Origin of the sequence: Streptomyces sp. PKU-EA00015 (genome assembly GCF_013387495.1) — a bacterium.
Lineage (GTDB): Bacteria > Actinomycetota > Actinomycetes > Streptomycetales > Streptomycetaceae > Streptomyces.
Window position 1 is genome coordinate 186912 of the sequence record NZ_JABZEE010000013.1, and the last position, 17267, is coordinate 204178.

At 72.7% G+C, this 17267-nt stretch carries 15 protein-coding genes and 1 tRNA gene; 13 read left to right on the top strand and 3 right to left on the bottom strand.

Translation table 11 applies throughout. The features are described from left to right. Window positions 1-17 precede the first annotated feature (17 nt). The 10 genes from HW130_RS12805 (at window position 18) to HW130_RS12850 (ending at window position 9918) form a co-directional block, all read left to right on the top strand. Window positions 18-956, top strand: coding sequence for a metallophosphoesterase (locus HW130_RS12805; RefSeq protein WP_177149638.1), 939 nt, complete (start codon window positions 18-20; stop codon window positions 954-956). A gap of 130 nt (window positions 957-1086) precedes the next feature. Next, a tRNA-Pro gene (locus HW130_RS12810) sits at window positions 1087-1160 on the top strand. A 168-nt stretch (window positions 1161-1328) separates the two neighbouring features. Further along, entirely contained in the window at window positions 1329-3047 is a 1719-nt protein-coding gene (locus HW130_RS12815) for an alpha/beta fold hydrolase (RefSeq protein ID WP_177149639.1), read from the top strand. A gap of 337 nt (window positions 3048-3384) precedes the next feature. Next, window positions 3385-3876, top strand: a complete 492-nt coding sequence (locus tag HW130_RS12820) for a hypothetical protein (protein ID WP_177149640.1) — start codon at window positions 3385-3387, stop codon at window positions 3874-3876. Between the two features lie 42 nt (window positions 3877-3918). Then, entirely contained in the window at window positions 3919-4611 is a 693-nt protein-coding gene (locus HW130_RS12825) for a class F sortase (RefSeq protein ID WP_177149641.1), read from the top strand. An 88-nt stretch (window positions 4612-4699) separates the two neighbouring features. Then, window positions 4700-5095 (top strand): molybdopterin-binding protein, encoded by a 396-nt coding sequence (locus HW130_RS12830; RefSeq protein WP_177149642.1) that lies wholly within the window; start codon window positions 4700-4702, stop codon window positions 5093-5095. Between the two features lie 124 nt (window positions 5096-5219). Then, window positions 5220-6032, top strand: coding sequence for a molybdate ABC transporter substrate-binding protein (modA, locus tag HW130_RS12835; RefSeq protein ID WP_177149643.1), 813 nt, complete (start codon window positions 5220-5222; stop codon window positions 6030-6032). Window positions 6033-6132: 100 nt separating this feature from the next. Further along, window positions 6133-8145 (top strand): ABC transporter permease, encoded by a 2013-nt coding sequence (locus tag HW130_RS12840; protein WP_177149644.1) that lies wholly within the window; start codon window positions 6133-6135, stop codon window positions 8143-8145. 252 nt (window positions 8146-8397) lie between these two features. Next, on the top strand, window positions 8398-8973 hold the full coding sequence (locus HW130_RS12845; RefSeq protein WP_177149645.1) for a TerD family protein: 576 nt from the start codon (window positions 8398-8400) through the stop codon (window positions 8971-8973). 246 nt (window positions 8974-9219) lie between these two features. Then, entirely contained in the window at window positions 9220-9918 is a 699-nt protein-coding gene (locus tag HW130_RS12850; RefSeq protein ID WP_309140419.1) for a 4'-phosphopantetheinyl transferase superfamily protein, read from the top strand. A gap of 78 nt (window positions 9919-9996) precedes the next feature. Here HW130_RS12850 and HW130_RS12855 read toward each other — a convergent pair whose 3' ends face one another. Next, window positions 9997-11052 carry a CdaR family transcriptional regulator gene (locus HW130_RS12855; protein WP_177149646.1) on the bottom strand — a complete coding sequence of 352 codons (1056 nt, stop codon included), beginning with the start codon at window positions 11050-11052 and terminating at the stop codon, window positions 9997-9999. Between the two features lie 224 nt (window positions 11053-11276). Between HW130_RS12855 and HW130_RS12860 the strand changes: the two genes are divergently transcribed. The 3 genes from HW130_RS12860 (at window position 11277) to HW130_RS12870 (ending at window position 15013) form a co-directional block, all read left to right on the top strand. Beyond that, a complete protein-coding gene (locus HW130_RS12860) occupies window positions 11277-11978 on the top strand; it encodes a hypothetical protein (protein WP_218183451.1) in 702 nt (233 codons plus the stop codon). Between the two features lie 239 nt (window positions 11979-12217). Beyond that, a complete protein-coding gene (locus HW130_RS12865) occupies window positions 12218-14047 on the top strand; it encodes a prolyl oligopeptidase family serine peptidase (RefSeq protein ID WP_256356049.1) in 1830 nt (609 codons plus the stop codon). A gap of 207 nt (window positions 14048-14254) precedes the next feature. Then, entirely contained in the window at window positions 14255-15013 is a 759-nt protein-coding gene (locus HW130_RS12870; RefSeq protein WP_177149647.1) for an SURF1 family protein, read from the top strand. Between the two features lie 161 nt (window positions 15014-15174). On the opposite strand, the gene HW130_RS12875 is transcribed toward HW130_RS12870, so the two are convergent. Together HW130_RS12875 and HW130_RS12880 are read right to left on the bottom strand one after the other, a co-directional pair. Further along, entirely contained in the window at window positions 15175-16257 is a 1083-nt protein-coding gene (locus HW130_RS12875) for a hypothetical protein (RefSeq protein WP_309140420.1), read from the bottom strand. Window positions 16258-16328: 71 nt separating this feature from the next. Beyond that, complete coding sequence (locus HW130_RS12880; RefSeq protein WP_177149648.1) at window positions 16329-16991, bottom strand: SigE family RNA polymerase sigma factor; 663 nt, start codon at window positions 16989-16991, stop codon at window positions 16329-16331. Window positions 16992-17267: the final 276 nt, after the last annotated feature.

Genomic DNA, 17267 nt, shown 5'->3' on the forward strand with positions numbered 1-17267 from the left:
TCTGCAACGATGGGCGTATGCGCGCACGCTACGGGATGCCCTTGAAAATCACCGCAGGAGTCACGGCAGTCGGCGCGGCCGGCCTCGCCTACGCCGCCGGGTTCGAAGCCCGTTCCTTCCGGCTTCGCCGGATCACCGTGCCGGTCCTGCCGCGCGGGATGCGGCCGCTGCGCGTCCTCCAGGTCTCCGACATCCACATGGTGAGCGGCCAGCGCAAGAAGCGCGCCTGGCTGCAGTCCCTGGCCGGCCTGCGCCCCGACTTCGTCGTGAACACCGGGGACAACCTCTCCGACCCGGAGGGCGTACCGGAGGTGATGGACGCGCTCGGCCCGCTGATGGAGTACCCCGGCGTATACGTCTTCGGCTCCAACGACTACTACGGCCCGAAGCTGCGCAACCCCGCCCGCTACCTCCTGGAGAAGGCCCAGGGCCGCCACGGCCTGAACGGCAACGCCCCGGCGGTCGGCGCGGTCCACAACCCGTGGGAGCAGCTGCGCGACGGGTTCGACGCTGCGGGCTGGCTGGACCTGACGAACACGCGGGGCCGCCTGAAGCTGGAGGGCTACGAGATCGCCTTCACGGGCCTGGACGACCCGCACATCAAGCGCGACCGGTACGAGCTGGTCGCGGGGGGCCCGGAGAAGGACGCCGACCTGTCGCTGGCGGTGGTGCACGCCCCCTACCTGCGCAGCCTGGACGCCTTCACGTCCGACGGCTACCCGCTGATCCTGGCGGGCCACACTCACGGCGGCCAGCTGTGCATCCCGTTCTACGGCGCCCTGGTCACCAACTGCGACCTGGACACGGACCGGGTGAAGGGCCTGTCCACGCACACGGCGGAGGGCAGCACCGCCTACCTCCACGTCTCCGCGGGCTGCGGCACGAACCGCTACACGCCGGTCCGCTTCGCCTGCCCCCCGGAGGCGACGCTGCTGACGCTGACCCCGAGGGACTGACCCGGGGGCCACCGTGTCTCCGCCCCTCTGGCCTGCGGAGGGGGCCGCCCGGGGGCCCGGGAAAACCGGATTTCGTCTCAGGGCGCGGGTGGGCTAAAGTAAACGACGTCGCCGGGACAGTGGGCGACATCGGGGTGTAGCGCAGCTTGGCAGCGCGCTTCGTTCGGGACGAAGAGGTCGTGGGTTCAAATCCCGCCACCCCGACAGCTGAAAGACCAGGTCAGGGCCCGGTACTCACATGAGTACCGGGCCCTGCGTGGTTGACCCGTTCGGACGCGTGTCGGTTGCCCTGATGGCCGACCGCCAGTGGTATGGCAAGCGGGCCCGTCGCCACTGGCAGGGCCCGCCCCCTGCCGACCGAAGGGCCCGGCGATGCGAATAGTTGCCCGACAGATACCACTCAGGAGCGCCGCCGGCGCCCTGGCTGCGGCGCTGCTGCTGCCGTCGGCGGGGCCGGTCTCGGCCGGCGGCCCGGGCGGCCAGGGCGGCGTGGTGCTGCGCTGGCGGCCCTGCCCGCAGGAGGCGCAGGCGGGCTTCGAGTGCGCGGTGGCGAATGTGCCGCTGGACCACGCGGATCCCGGGGGCCGCACGATCGAGCTGGCGGTGATCCGTCACCGGGCGGCCGACCCCGCGCGGCGGGCCGGGTCGCTGTTCTTCAACCCCGGTGGCCCCGGCGGCCCCGGGACCGTAGGCCTGCCCCAGCTGTACGGCAAGTTCCCCCAGGAGCTGAAGGACCGCTACGACATTGTCAGTTGGGACCCGCGTGGCGTAGGGGAGAGCACGGCCGTGCGCTGCTTCGACAGCGCCGAACAGGCCGCCGCCTGGCACGAGGACGTCCCGCCTTTCCCGGTGGGCGAGCAAGAGCGCCGGGCCTACACAGCCGCGTACGAGAACCTGGCGGAGCGATGTGAGCTGCGGGATCCGGCGCTGCTGCGCCACGTCTCGACCGCCGACACCGCACGCGACCTGGACCTGCTGCGCGGGGCGGTGGGCGAAGACCGGCTGCGCTACTGGGGCATCTCCTACGGCACGCTGCTCGGCGCGACGTACGCGAACCTGTTCCCTGAGCGGGCCGGGCGGCTCGTGCTCGACGGAAACGTCGACCCGAAGGCGTGGGTGAACCACGGTGCAGGGAGCGAGCCCGGGACGAACACCTTCCTGCGCCTGGGTTCGCACCTCGGATCCGCAGACACACTCGGCCAGTTCCTCGATCACTGCGGACGCGTGCCGGCGTCCCGCTGCGTTTTCTCCGCCGGGAGCCCGGGGGCCACGAGGGCCAAGTACGAGGCACTCCTGGAGCGACTCGCCGAGCGGCCGGTGGGCAGCTGGACGTATGCGCGAGTGGTGAGTGAGGTCCGCGGCGAGCTCTACACCGTGCACCCGGGCTGGACCGGGACGGCCGAGGTTCTGCAGGCCGTCTGGGAGGGCCGGGCTCCCCAGGAACCCCCGGCCCCGGCCGGACCCGCCCGTTACCCCGGGTTCGAGCAGTCGCTCGCGGTCCTGTGCGCCGAGAGCCCCAACCCCGCCCTGCCCAGCCGGTACACGGCGCTGGAGCAGCAGGCAGTGGAGCAGGCCGGGGCCCTCGGGCGCTGGTGGGTCTGGGCGAACGAGCCGTGCACCGCGTGGCCGGCCCGCGCGGCCGACCCGTACACCGGCCCGTGGGACCGCGCCACCGCGGACCCGGTCCTGGTGGTCAATCCGACCCACGACCCGTCCACCCCCTACCGCGCGGGGCAGGCGATGGCCGCAGAGCTCGACGGAGCCCGGCTCTTGACGCTCGACGGCTACGGGCACACCGCGCTGGACAACCCGAGCACCTGCGTGAAACGGCACGTCGTCCGGTACTTCCTCACCGGGGCACTGCCACCGCGGGACGCGCGGTGCGCACAGGACACCCCGCCCTTCGCCGCCCCCGCAGAGCGGGAGCGACCGCCCGCCGGTACCGCGGCGACGGGTCGGAGCACGGGCGCGGGGAAAGCGGGTTCGCCGTCCGGGACCGTCGCTCCGAAGAGCGCTGTGCGGTTCCCGGTGTGGCCGCTGCGTTCGGCGGACCTGTTCCCTGCCTGGCCCACGGGGCCGGACCGTACGTGACGGGCACCCGGAGACCTCCGGGAACGCACTCACGTACCGCTCCGTCGAGTTGCTCCGCGCGCACGGCGACCGGAATCTGCAGGCGCGTTGGCGGCGCGCCCGCTGCTTGAGCGTGAGTATGCCGCCACCCGATCGCCACACTGGTGTGAATTTCCTCCGTCGGGCCTATCGCGGCTCACGCGACCTGCGGAAATTTCCCCGGCGGGAATCCGGCGCGCGCCGACCCGCTCATTTCGGACCGGTCGTCGGACGCCGTGAGCTGCTTGTCTTACCAACGGAGCGCGGCACTTTCGTCGGGACAGTTCGTCCTGCCCCGCGCCGGTCGAAAGGTGGTGAAATGCGCAGCGCACGTATCCTTGCCTGCAGCGCCTTGACCCTGTGCGCCCTGGGTCTCCCGGCGGCAGCGGCAGGCGCCGATGAGTCCGACGTCAGTGTCAGCCCGCAGAGGGCCTTCCCCGGCTCGACCATCACGGTCAGCACGGAGGTCTGCGGGCCTGACGCCACGTACGCCAAGGGGCAGGCGGAGGCCGGTGGCCAGATCAACCTGACCGAGGGTCAGGGCAGCGGTGAACTGGTCGGTGATTTCACGGTCCCCGAGACTGCCGAGGACGGTGTGTACACCATCACGGTCAAGTGCCCCCCGCGAACCCGTGTCGAGACCAGCTTCCAGGTCGTCAGCCGCCCGGAGGGGGCGGTGCGCGGTGGATTCGGCGGCGCCGAGGGGGTGAACGGCACTCAGATCGCGGTCGGCTCCCTGCTGATCGCCGGCGCGGCGGCCGGCGGCGCGTTGACGATGCGGCGGCGTCGCTTCGCCGGCATCGCCTCCTGAACAGTCGGCCCGGCCTACGCCCCTACCGAAACCCGGACCGTCATGGGACACAAACGGCCCGCCCCCGTCGTGTCGACGAAGACCCTCGCCGTCGTCATGATCACCGGCATCGTTCTGCTGTACACCGGCCTGCGCGGCGAAACGGCTCCCCAGCCGTCCGCCGCGCAGGCCCATGCCGTATCCGCTCCGCGGTCCTCTGCCGCTGCCGGTGGCGCGTCACCGGATCCCGTCCGGCAGACCGCGGATCCCACGCCGCCGAACGGCCCGACCGGCTCGCGGTCCCTTTCCGCCCCGATCAGACTGCGCATCCCCGCCATCGGTGTGGACACCCCGATGATGGAACTCGGGCTCGACCCCGACGGCGCGCTCGAAGTGCCACCGGCGGACAACCCCAACCTCGCCGGCTGGTACGCCGACGGTCCCGCCCCCGGTGAGTCCGGCACGGCCGTCGTGGCCGGCCATGTCGACACCCCCACCGGCCGCGCCGTTTTCTACCCTCTGGGTGCCGTCACCCAGGGCAGCACGGTCGAGGTCGTCCGCCGTGACGGGCGGATCGCGCGGTTCGCCGTCCAAGCCGTCGAGGCGTACTCCAAGAGCGAGTTCCCGAGCCGGAAGGTCTACCGCAGTACCGCCCAGCCCCAACTGCGGATCATCACGTGCGGTGGCGGTTACAGCAAGGACACCGGTTACCTCGGCAACGTGGTCGTCTACGCGAGCCTGATCGGCCTCGACTAGCGGCCGATCGCACAAGCATCTCGCACCTGCCATGTGTATTGATCCAGAGATTCGCAGGTGCCAGCGGAATGGCCGTATCCTGACGCACATGCAGTCCTACACCATCGGACAGGCGGCTCGTCTGCTCGGCGTCAGTCCCGACACCGCGCGCCGCTGGGCGGATGCCGGCCGGGTCGCCACCCATCGCGACGAAGGCGGACGCCGTCTCATCGACGGCCGCGATCTGGCCGCCTTCTCCGTCGAGCTCGCGCAGAGCGGCACCGACGAGGACGAGGGCTCGTACACCTCGGCACGCAACGCTTTCCCCGGCATCGTCACCGCCGTCAAGCTCGGCGACGTCGCGGCGCAGGTGGAGATCCAGGCGGGGCCCCACCGCCTGGTGTCCCTGCTCACGCGGGAGGCGGTCGAGGAGCTGGGTCTGGAGGTCGGTGTGGAGGCGACCGCCCGGGTGAAATCGACCAGCGTGCACATCGACCGCACCTGACCGGCCGGCCCCGATCCATCCGGAACGGGCCGCAGATCGCCGACCAGCGGCGTCGCCCGTCACCGGCGCGGCTTTCGACCATCCGCCCGGGCGGCGACCGCCTCCCCTGCAAGGAGCCCCTGCCATGTCCCTGGCCTTCCGCTTCACCCGGCGCCGTGCCGCTGCCGTCGTCGCGACCCTCGTCCTGACCTGCCCGCTCGCCGCCTGCGGTGGCGGCGGCGACCAGCAGGACCGGGGCGCGACCGGCTCCGGGTCCGGTACGCACACACAGGACGTCGACCTCACTGTGCTCGCCGCGTCCTCGCTCACCGACGTCTTCGAGAAGGCCGGCGCCGCGTACGAGAAGACCCGTCCGGGCACGGAGATCACCTTCTCCTTCGCCGGGTCCCAGGAGCTCGCTGCCCAGGTGCGGCAGGGCGCACCCGCCGACGTCCTGGTCACCGCCGACACCAGGACCATGGACGGGCTGAAGGACGAGACGGGCAAACCCGTGGTCGTCGCCAGGAACCGGCTGGTCATCGCCACCCTGGAGGGCAACCCGGAGAAGATCGCCGAGTTGAGGGACCTCGCGGGCCCGGCGGTCAAGGTGGTCCTCGCCTCCCCCGAGGTCCCGGTGGGCCGGTACAGCCGGCAGATCCTCGACGCCCAGGGCGTGACCGTGCGACCCGTCTCGGAGGAGCCCAGCGTCCGCGCCGTCCTCGGCAAGGTCGAGCTGGGCGAGGCGGACGCGGGCCTCGTCTACAAGACGGACGCCGCGACCGCCACCGACAAGGTCGACGCGGTCGAGATCCCGGACGAGCAGAACGCGCTCGCGCAGTACCCGGCCGCCACCCTGAAGACCTCCCGGCACGCGGAGGCGGCCGACGCGTTCGTGCGGTGGCTCGCCACCGCCGAGGCGCAGAAGCTCTTCCGGGACGCCGGGTTCCAGCAGCCGTGACGGACGCGGGTGGGCATCCGGCCGTCGTACCGGGTTCGGTGACGGACGTGGGCCGGCCACCGGTCGCCGTACGTCCTCACAGCGAACCGAGGGATCTCCGATGAAACGCCCCCAGAGCCCCAGCCACAGCCCCCGGACTTCGGGCGAGACGGAAGGCCGCGACAGCCCCGACGCGCCGGGGGGCCGTGCACCACGGGCAGGCGCGCCGGTCGCACTCGCCGTTCCCGCGCTGCTCGCCGTCGCCCTTCTGCTGCTGCCGCTCGTCGGCGTGCTCGCCCGTACGGAGTGGGGCAGGCTCGGCAGTCACCTGACCAGTCCCGGGACCACGGAGGCGCTGCGCCTCTCGCTGGTGGTCTCGTTCTGGGCGCTCGGCCTGTCGCTCGTCCTGGGGGTGCCACTGGCCTGGCTGCTGGCCCGGGTGGACTTCCCCGGCAAGGTTCTCGTGCGCTCCCTGGTTCTGCTGCCGATGGTGCTGCCGCCGACCGTCGGCGGCGTCGCGCTGCTGCTGGCCTTCGGGCGTCGTGGCCTGCTCGGGCCCTGGCTGGAGGACACGTTCGGCGTCACCCTGCCGTTCCACACCTCGGGCGCGGTGCTCGCGGCGACGTTCGTCGCCATGCCGTTCCTGGTGATCAGCCTCGAAGGGGCGCTCGGCGGTCTGCGGCCCCGTTACGAGGAGACCGCCGCGTCCCTGGGGGCCTCGCCGGTACGGGTGTTCTTCACGGTCACGCTGCCGATGGTGATGCCGGGGCTGATCGCCGGCGCCGCCCTCACCTGGGCCCGTGCGCTGGGCGAGTTCGGCGCGACGATCACCTTCGCGGGGAACCTGCCCGGGACCACGCAGACCCTCCCCCTCCAGGTCTACCTGCTGCTCCAGGAACAGCCGGACGCGGCGACGTCCGTGTCGCTCCTGCTGCTCGCCATCGCCATGGTGGTCCTCGTGGCCCTGCGGGGCCGGTGGGCGGGAACCCCGCGCGGCGGCGACCGGCCCCCCGCGCCTGTCGCACACGGCACGGAGGGATCGGGTCCGGAGGCTCCGACGCCCGGCGAAGGCGGGCCGGACGTCCTGGTTCCGCAGGACGGCTGGGCGCTGCACGCCGACGTCACGGGCTTCAACCGGCTCACCTTGGACGCCGAACCCGGCACCACCATCGCCGTCGTCGGCCCCAACGGCGCCGGAAAGACCACCCTGTTGCGCGCCCTCCTCGGCCTCACCGCCCGCTCGCACGCCGCGCTGCGGCTCGGCGACAAGGACGTCTCCCGGCTGCCCCCGCACCGGCGCGGTGTCGCCTGGGTGCCGCAGGACGGCGCGCTGTTCCCGCATCTGAACGCGCTCGCCAACACCGCCTACGGGCTGCGCGCCCAGGGTGTGCGCCGCGCCGAGGCGCGGCGCAGCGCCCAGCAGTGGCTGGACCGGCTCGGCGTCGGGCACCTCGCCCACCGCAGGCCCGCGCAGCTCTCGGGAGGACAGGCCCAGCGCGTCGCGCTGGCCCGTGCGCTGGCCGCGCGGCCCCGGCTGCTGCTCCTCGACGAACCGCTCGCCGCGCTCGACCAGACCGCCCGGGCTCGTGTGCGCCACACGCTGCGCATGCACCTCGACGGTTTCGGCGGCGTCTGCCTGATCGTCACGCACGACCCCGTGGAGGCCGTCTCGCTCGCCGACAGGGTGCTCGTGCTCGACGGCGGCCGCGCCCTCCAGGACGCGCCGCCGGCCGAGGTCACCCGGCACCCGCGCTCGCCGTGGGTGGCCCGCATGCTGGGGCGCAACGCGTGGCCCGGCACGGCATCGGCCCACGGGCTCGACCTGGCCGGGGGCGGCACGCTGGTGGCCGCGGAACCGCTGCCGGCCGGCACCGACGCGCTGGCGGTCATCGCGCCGGAGGCCGTCTCCGTGCACCGGGAAAGGCCGGAGGGCAGCCCGCGGAACGTCTGGCCGGGCACCGTGCGCGAGATCACCGTCTCCGGCAGCCGGCTGCGCGTTCTGATCGTCTCGGACCGGGTGCCCGACCTGGTCGCAGAGATCACCCCGCAGGCCGCCGTTGAACTGGGCATCGTGGACGGGGTGTCCGTGTGGACGAGCGTCAAGGCGACGGAAGTGACCACCGTGCCGCGCTGATCGCCGAGGTCGGGAAGGGACCGCCTCACGCAGGCGCGCGAGGAGTCACAGCCGGTCATGCCCGTAGGCGCGCGACGGCGTCACCGCCGGACCTGCCAGACAGGCACGCGGCCGTCAACGCGGCGGGCAGAGTCACCCGAGCGGGTTCCTCTGCGGGGGAAGGGAACCGGCTCGGGGGCCCGCTCGTTGGCTCGGTCGGGCAAAGGAATCGTCAAGAGGCGCGGCCCGCGCCGGATTGCGCAGGGGATTTCCATGGGTGTCAGCCTTTCCAAGGGCGGCAACGTCTCGCTCACCAAGGAGGCCCCGGGCCTGACCGCGGTCATCGTGGGTCTCGGCTGGGACGTCCGCACCACCACCGGGACCGACTTCGACCTCGACGCCAGCGCCCTGCTGGTCGATGCGAACGGCAAGGTCCTGACCGACCAGCACTTCGTCTTCTTCAACAATCTCAAGAGCCCCGACGGCTCCGTCGAGCACACCGGTGACAACCTCACGGGTCAGGGCGAGGGCGACGACGAGCAGATCAAGGTCGATCTGGCGGGCGTGGCCGCCGAGGTCGACAAGATCGTGTTCCCGGTCTCGATCCACGAGGGCGAGAGCCGCAGCCAGTCCTTCGGCCAGGTGCGCAACGCCTTCATCCGCGTCGTCAACCAGGCGGGCGGTGCCGAGCTGGCCCGCTACGACCTGAGCGAGGACGCGTCCACGGAGACCGCGATGGTCTTCGGCGAGCTGTACCGCAACGGCGCGGAGTGGAAGTTCCGCGCCGTCGGCCAGGGGTACGCCTCCGGACTGCGGGGCATCGCGCAGGACTTCGGCGTCAACATCTGAGCCCTGCTGGGCTCGGGAGCCGCCCCCAATCGCTCTTAATCGTTATCAACCGTCCTGAGTCGTCCTGAGCGGCTCCGGCGTTCGGAGTGCGGCCCGCGCCACGGGCCGCACCCGCGCCGGGCGGCGTACTCGGCCGCAGCGGTGCACGGAGGGCTGTACGCGTACGCGTCGGCATCGGGGCCGGCGCGGTGTGCTCTGGGCCCAGGCGTAGGGGGTGCGGCGCTCGGTGCAGTACGGTCACAGCCGGTGCACCGTGCGACCGATGCGGAGGACGTGATGGCGGGGGACATAGCGCAGCCGTTGCCCGGGCTGGAATTGGTGTGGTCCGGCCGGGTGCCCGAGCACGCGCAGGAAGCCGCGGCGCTCGCGCATGTGCTGGATGCCGAGGAGTCCGCGCGCCTCGCGGTGTTCCGGCGCCCTGAGGACCGGGACGCCTTCGCCGTCGCGCACGTGACGCTGCGTCGGCTGCTCGGACAGCGGTTGGGGCAGGCGCCCCAGGACGTGTCGATCGTGCGGGAGCCGTGCGCGCACTGCGGCGGGGCGCACGGCCGTCCCTATGTCCCGGGCAGGGCCGTCCACTTCTCCTTGTCGCACACCAGCGGCATGGTGATGATCGCGCTCGCCTCCGTCCCCGTGGGCATCGATGTCGAGATCATGCCGTCGGCCGGGACCGCCGAGGACGTCGCGACACAGCTGCACCCGCACGAGCGTGCGGAGCTGGCCGCGCTTCCCGCGGGGGACCGGACCACCGCGTTCGCCCGCTGCTGGACGCGCAAGGAGGCGATGCTCAAAGCGATGGGCGTCGGTCTGAACGAGGACGTGGCGCTCGCCTACGTGGGCAGCGGTGCCCGACCGGCCCCACAGGACCTCTGGCTGATCGCCGACCTGCCCGCCGACCCGGGCTATGCGGCGGCAGCCGCCGTGCGCCGTCCCGGCACCCTTTAGGGCCGGGGCAGTGGCGCGTCAGGACCGCCCTTCCGCAGGACTCCGAGGCCCGAGGCGAACCTCGGTCGAGGGACGCGCTCAGAGGTCCTTCGCCGGCCAGTCCAGCAGGCGCGCGCCGATCGCCGCCGTCTGCAGCGTGTACCGGTGCACCGGGTCCGTGGGGTCGGAGCCGGTCAGCCGGTGGATGCGCTCCAGCCGGTACGTGAGCGCGCGGACGCTCAGGTTCAGTCGGCGGGCGGCCTGCGCCGCCACACATCCGGCGTCGAAGTAGGCGTGCAGCGTGTCCAGCAGGGGCTGCGCTCCTCCCCTCGCCTGCTGCAACGGCCCCAGGGCACTTTGCACGAGGTCGGCCATCGCCTCCCGGTCACGCGCGAGTACGGGGAAGACCAGCAGGTCGGCGGCGTGCAGTACGGGTTCGTCGAGTCCGATGCGGTCGGCGAGGTCGAGGGCGTTCAGGGCCTCCTCGTACGAGCGGACGACACCGCCTGCCCCTTGGTGGGGGCGGCCGATCGCCGCCCGGCCGCCGCCGGTCGCCGCGTACGCCTGCTTGGCGAAGTACCGCACGACCTCCTCCTGGTCGGCGGGGACGACGCAGATCAGCCGGCCTTCCTTGGTGGTCAGCAGAATCCGGCGGTCTCCGAAACGGCTGAGGAGAGCGGCCTCGACCGTGCGGGTCACCGGGTGCGTGTCGTCATAGGCCTCGGGAGCCTCGGCGACGCCGACCGCGTGCGCGTGGGCGAGCCGCAGCCCGAACCGCTCGGCACGCTGCGCCAGCCGGCCCGGGTCGCTGCGCCCGTACAGCAGGTCGTCGACGAACTCCCGCCGGGCCGCCTCCTCTTTGCGCACGGCCAGCCGCTGCGCCCGCTCGTACCCGCCCGCGAACGCGTCGACCGCCTGCTCGACCGCGGCCAGCACACTCTCGGGCGACGTGGTCACGGGCCAGGCGGTGCGCGTCTTCGCCAAGTACTGGATGACCAGCGGTCGCAGACCGTGTCCCGCCTCAGCGGCCTGTTCGCCGAGGGAGCGCCGTCCGTCGAGTTCGTCGCGGGTGAGCCGGCGTCCGGTCCGGCCGACCTCCGCAAGAATCTCGGCGTACCCGGCGACGTACGCGTCCGGTGTCTCCGTCGTGCCCAAGTCGGCTCCCCCACTCTGCGTTGCGCCGTCCACGGCCGCTTCTGCTTCCGCCGCGGCCCCACTCACCCACGCCGTACCGCACGCCCGCTCCTGCGCGTGCGGCGGAGGGCTCGCCTCCGGCGGCCCGGCATCAAGAACGCGTCAAGGCTGCCGGAATCCGGCAATGCGAGCAAGCTCGCGAGGCTGCCACCATGGGGTCGCGCCGGAGCCGAGGGTTGCGCCGGATGCTGCGAATCGGCAACGGGGGAACGGGGGTCGCGCCGGTGAACGAGTTCGTCGCGGCCGCGGTTGCCTTTCCCGCAGTGTTCTTCAGCGCCGCTCTCGTCGTGGTCGTCGCCTTCTGGGTGCTGGTGCTGTGCCGAGCCGTCGGTCACGACATGTTCGACTCCGACGTGGAGCTCCGGGGCGGCGTCGCCGGGCTCGGCGGCGTGCCGGTCGCCGTCGTCGTGTCCCTGCTGGTCGCCGTCGCCTGGTTCACCAGCCTCGCCGGCTCGGTGCCGCTGCGCCGCTCCGGCCTGACGGGCGTCCCGTACGCCGCCCTCGCCTGCGCGGTCCTCGCCGCCGCCGCGCTGGCCGCCTGGGCCGTCACGCGACGGCTGGTCCGGGTGCTGGCGAAGCTCTTCCCCGACGAACCCGGGCCCTCCCGGCAGGACTTCGTCGGCATGACGTGCACCGTCCGCACCGGACGGGTGGACACGCGCATCGGCCGGGCGGAGGTCACCGCTCGTGACGGCTCCACCGCCGTCGTACAGGTCAGACAGCTCGGCCCCCGGAACGGGAAGGAGACCGGCATTGTCGAGGAGCCGCTGACCCTGGGCGCGACCGGGCTGCTCTACGCGTACGACGAGGCGGGCGATTTCTTCTGGGTCACCCCGTACGCGCCGTTCGGCGAACGGCCCGGCGTCGGCCGCTCGACCGCGGCCTGAGCCTCCCTGCCCGGAACGGTGGGGCGGCCCGCAGCCGCCACGCCGCGTCGTCGGTCGGCCCGTAGTGAACCGGTGGGCGGCGGCGGCCCCTTCGGCAGCGGCGTGACACCAGCCGGGCGGGAGGGTTCCGGTGGGCGGCGAGGGTGATCCCCCGCGGGATCGCGGCTCGATTGTCAGGTACGCACAGAAGTTGTCCACAGGCTGAGGAGAGTGTCGGCGGTTTCCGGTTTGATGGGGGCATGGACGACGCACTCAGCACACCCGACATGCCCGGCATGCCCGACTGGGAGAAGCGCTTCCGGGCGCCCCGTGTCTCTCTGCCCGACTGGGCCGAGGACGCCCCCGACCGCTCCCTTTTCGTCTCCAACGCGACGGGGACGTACGAGCTGTACGCGTGGGACCGTGCCACGGGCACCCAGCGGCAGGTCACCGACCGGCCGAACGGCACCACCGACGGCGTGCTCACGCCGGACGGCGAGGCCGTCTGGTGGTTCTCGGACACCGACGGCGACGAGTTCGGGGTCTGGATGCGGCAGCCGTTCGGCGGCGGGGAGGACGTGCCCGCCGCGCCCGGGCTCGAGCCCTCCTATCCCGCCGGGCTCGCCATAGGCCGCGACGGCACCGCCGTGATCGGCCGCTCGACGGACGAGGACGGCTCGACCGTCCACGTCGTGCGGCCGGGCACGGAGCCCGTGGAGATCTACCGGCACCGGGAGTCGGCGGGCGTCGGCGACCTCTCCCACGACGGGACGCTCCTCGCCATCGAGCACACCGAGCACGGGGACGCGATGCACTCCGCGCTGCGGGTGCTGAAACTGGACGGCGACGTGGTGGCGGAGCTCGACGACACCGAGAACGGCACGGCGGAGCTCGGTCTCGAGGTGCTCGGCTTCGCACCGGTCGACGGCGACACCCGGCTGCTCGTCGGTCACCAGCGGCGGGGACGCTGGGAGCCGATGATCTGGGACGTGATGACCAGCGAGCAGACCGGCCTCGCGATCGACCTCCCGGGCGATGTGAACGCCGAGTGGTACCCGGACGGCTCGGCCCTTCTCGTCGCGCACGACTTCGAGGCGCGCGGCGAACTGTGGCGCTACGACCTCGCCGCGCACGAGCTGACGCGGATCGAGACGCCCGCCGGTTCGGTCTCGGGCGCCACCGCCCGCCCCGACCGCACCGTCGAATACCTGTGGTCGTCCGCCGCCCGGGCGCCGCAGGTCCGCTCGACGAAGGGTGGTGTGGTGCTCGACCCGCCGGGGATGAAGGCGCCGTCCTCGGTCCCTGTCGAGGACGCCTGGGTGGAGGGCCCCGGAGGCCGCATCCACGCCCTGGTCCAGAAGCCGGCCGGCGCGGGCGGCCCGCTGCCGACGGTCTTCGAGATCCACGGCGGCCCGACCTGGCACGACAGCGACGCCTTCGCCGCGGGCCCGGCGGCCTGGATCGACCACGGGTACGCGGTGGTCCGCGTCAACTACCGCGGCTCGACCGGCTACGGGAGGGAGTGGACGGACGCGCTCAAGCACCGTGTGGGGCTGATCGAGCTGGAGGACATCGCGGCGGTCCGCGAGTGGGCGGTCTCCTCCGGTCTCGCCGACCCGGACAAGCTCGTGCTCGCGGGCGGATCGTGGGGCGGGTATCTGACGCTGCTCGGGCTCGGCACCCAGCCGGACGCCTGGGCCGTCGGTCTGGCCGCGGTACCGGTCGCGGACTACGTCACGGCCTACCACGACGAGATGGAGGCCCTGAAGGCCATGGACCGCACGCTCCTGGGCGGCACACCGGAGGAGGTGCCGGAGCGTTTCGAGGCGTCGTCCCCGCTGACGTACGTCGACGCGGTCCGCGCGCCGGTCTACATCTCGGCGGGGGTCAACGATCCGCGCTGCCCGATCCGTCAGGTGGAGAACTACGTGGACCGCCTCGCGGCGCGCGGCGCGGTCCACGAGGTGTACCGATACGACGCGGGGCACGGCTCGCTCGTGGTGGAGGAGCGCATCAAGCAGGTGCGCCTGGAGATCGCCTTCGCGGACCGGCACCTGAACGGGGGTGAGGCGCAGGCCGACGGACGGTAGGCCACGGCAGGCCCTCCGGACGCTGGGCCAGCGCAGGGCCGGCGGACCCTGGGCCACGTCAGCTCCTGTGACGGCAGGTCGGGCGGACAGCAGGCCGGTGGCGGTGGGCCGCGGAGGCGGTCGACGGCAGGCCGCGGTGGACCGGCGGACGGCCCGAGGTCCGGCCCCGGGACGAGGGAGCGCGGGCACATTCCGTACCGTGGAGGCGTGTACCGATTCCTGCTGACGCCCCGCTGGTGGGGGATCAACGTCTTCGTCCTGCTGGCGATCCCGTTCTGCGTCTTCATGGGCTCCTGGCAGCTGGGCAGGTTCGAGGACCGCGTCGACAGCCACCGGGAGGCCGAGCGGCGGCCCGGCCAGCAGGAACGGCTCGCGGCGGCCCCCCTCGACGAGCTGCTGCCCGTCGACAAGGAGACGTCGGGACGGCAGGCGACGGCGACGGGCCGGTACGGGGAGCAGTTCCTCGTTCCGGACCGTGAGCTGGACGGCAGGCGAGGCGCGTACGTGCTGACGCTGCTGCGGACGGAGAGCGGCAAGACGCTGCCGGTGGTCCGCGGCTGGCTGGCCGAGGGTGAGCGCGCGCCGGCGGCTCCTTCCGGCGTGGTGACGGTGACGGGCGCACTGCAGGCGTCCGAGACCGTGGGCACCGACGGGGTGCATGCGGCGGGTGGCCTGCCGCGCGGCCAGCTCGGCATGATCAGCGCGGCGTCGCTGGTGAACCTGGTGCCGGACGACGTGTACGACGCGTGGGTCACGCTGACGAAGGCGGACAGCGGCCTGACGGCGGTGCCGGCGTCGGCCCCGCAGAACAGCGGCCTGGACCTGAAGGCGTTCCAGAACCTGGGCTACACCGGTGAGTGGTTCGTGTTCGCGGGCTTCGTGCTGTTCATGTGGTTCCGCCTGGTCCGCCGTGAGGCGGAGGCGGCACGCGACCGCGAACTCGGGCTGACGCCCGAGATGTCCTAGCCCGGTCCCGCCACACCCGGCGGCGCCCTGACGTCCTGGTGTCCTGAGCCACGGCTGCTGCCCGCCCCCAGGGATGGGCTCGCCCGCCCCGGGTTGGCCGCGCCCCGCCCATCACCGGCGCGGCCGCTCACAGCATCGGGGCCGCGCGCCCGCGCGGACCGTCACTGGCCCGGGAGCAGGCCCGTGCGGTAGATCGTGCCGGCGCAGGCGTTGGTGATCGTCGCCTGGGCGTTCGGGGAGCCCGCCTCCGCGATGTGGGTGACCGTCACGCTGCCGTCCTGCGTGCCGCCGTCCTCGGAGGCCAGCTGGGCCTCGGTGTTGTTCTCCGCCGAGGTGCCCGCGCTCGTGCCCGTGCCCGCCGATCCGCCGTCCGTGGGCGACGGGTCGGGCGAGGCGGTGCTGGGGCAGCTGTCGGACGGCACCCAGGCGAACTTCACCTCATAGGCGGACGACGGCTTCAGCAGCAGCGACGCCTGCTCCGCCGACGGATCGGGCAGACCACCCGCCGCGTCGCCCGAGGTGTGCGCGACCACGCTGATGCGGGCCTGGTCGGCCGCGCCGGCGGTCTGGAAGACGACGGTGCCGCCTCCGCCGACCGTGCAGTCCGACGCGGAGACATTGGCGACGCGGAAGGTGCCGTAGACCTTGCCGTCGGGGTCCGGCGGATTCGTCTCCGCCGAGAGGACCCCGAGGTCGGCGCCGCCGCACACCGGCACGGTGTCGCCCCCGCTGCCCGGCGGGACCGGCTCGCCCGAGGCGCCGTCGCCCGCGCCCGGCTGCTCGCCCGGTGCCGCGCTGGTGGGGTCCTTGACCTCGGGATCCTGGCCAGTGCCCTTCGAGGGGGCCAGCGGGTCCTTGTCCCCGCCGGTCGCGCCCGGCTCGTTGCCCGTGCCGCCCTGGGCCTGCTCGCCGTGCCCGGCGTTGACCGGGTTGGCCTGGTCAACGCCGCCGGAGTTCGCGACGTGGACGAAGGCGGGCACCGCGGTGCCGATCAGCAGCACCGCCGCCGCGGCGCCGACGAGCGCCTGGCGCTTGCGGGCGCGCCGCGCCGGGACCGCCCGGCGCAGATGGTCGAGCGCGCCTTCGGAGGGCTCGAGTTCCTCGACGACGCCGTGCAGCATTCTGCGCAGGGCTTCCTCGTCCCCGCCCAGTCCCGCCCCCGGTCCCTCTCCGAGGCCCGCGAACAGGTCCTCGTCGGGGCCCCTGCCAAGGCCGCCCAGTTCGTTCTCCGGCCTGTTGCTCACTTTTCCGTTCCCAGTCCGGTCGTCAAACGGCCCGTCCGGCCCGTAGTGCTCATACCTGTCCGTGTGCCTGCTCATGCCGTGGCCTCCATGGCGACGCGCAGCGCCGCGATGCCCCGGGAGCCGTACGCCTTCACCGAGCCGAGGGAGACCCCCAGCGTCTCGGCCACCTGCGCCTCGGTCATGTCGGCGAAGTACCGCAGGACCAGCACCTCGCGCTGGCGCCGCTGCAGCCCCCGCATCGCCTTGATCAACGCGTCCCGCTCCAGCTGGTCGTACGCGCCCTCCTCCGCGCTCGCCATGTCGGGCATCGGCTTGGAGAGCAGCTTCAGGCCGAGGATGCGGCGGCGCAGCGCGGAGCGGGAGAGGTTGACGACGGTCTGGCGCAGGTAGGCGAGGGTCTTCTCGGGGTCCCGTACGCGCGAGCGCGCGGAGTGGACCCGGATGAACGCCTCCTGGACCACGTCCTCGCAGGACGCGGTGTCGTCCAGGAGCAGGGCGGCGAGACCCAGCAACGACCGGTAGTGGGCGCGGTAGGTCTCGGTGAGGTGATCGACGGTCGTGCCGGCGGCCATGGCGTCGTCAGCGCCCTGCCGCGGGGCCGGGATGCGCGTGGTCCGCGGTGCGGGCATAGGTGCGATCACCGGCATGCCGCCGGCCGGACGAGGTCTGCGGAGCGGACGCACCGAAGCGCCGCGGACCGGGACCACCCCTGCGATGTCGAGAACCTCTGCCACGCCTGTTGGACACGCTTCCCCCCGTCAGGGTTGTACGCGTACGCCACCGCTTTTGGCGGTGAACCAAATGCCCTCATGCGCACTCGCTCATCCCTAATGCCCCATTTTTACGGCACCGTTCCGAGGCGACCGCAAAGACGCTTCCCCCCAACTGCCGCTTGCAGCAAGGAGGGAAGCGAATAATCGAACAGGCTCACGCCCCAGTTCAAGTGGTACAGACCTTGAAAGTTCACAGGGCACGTACAGATCCTACAAAGCCCCACGGACAATCCGTTC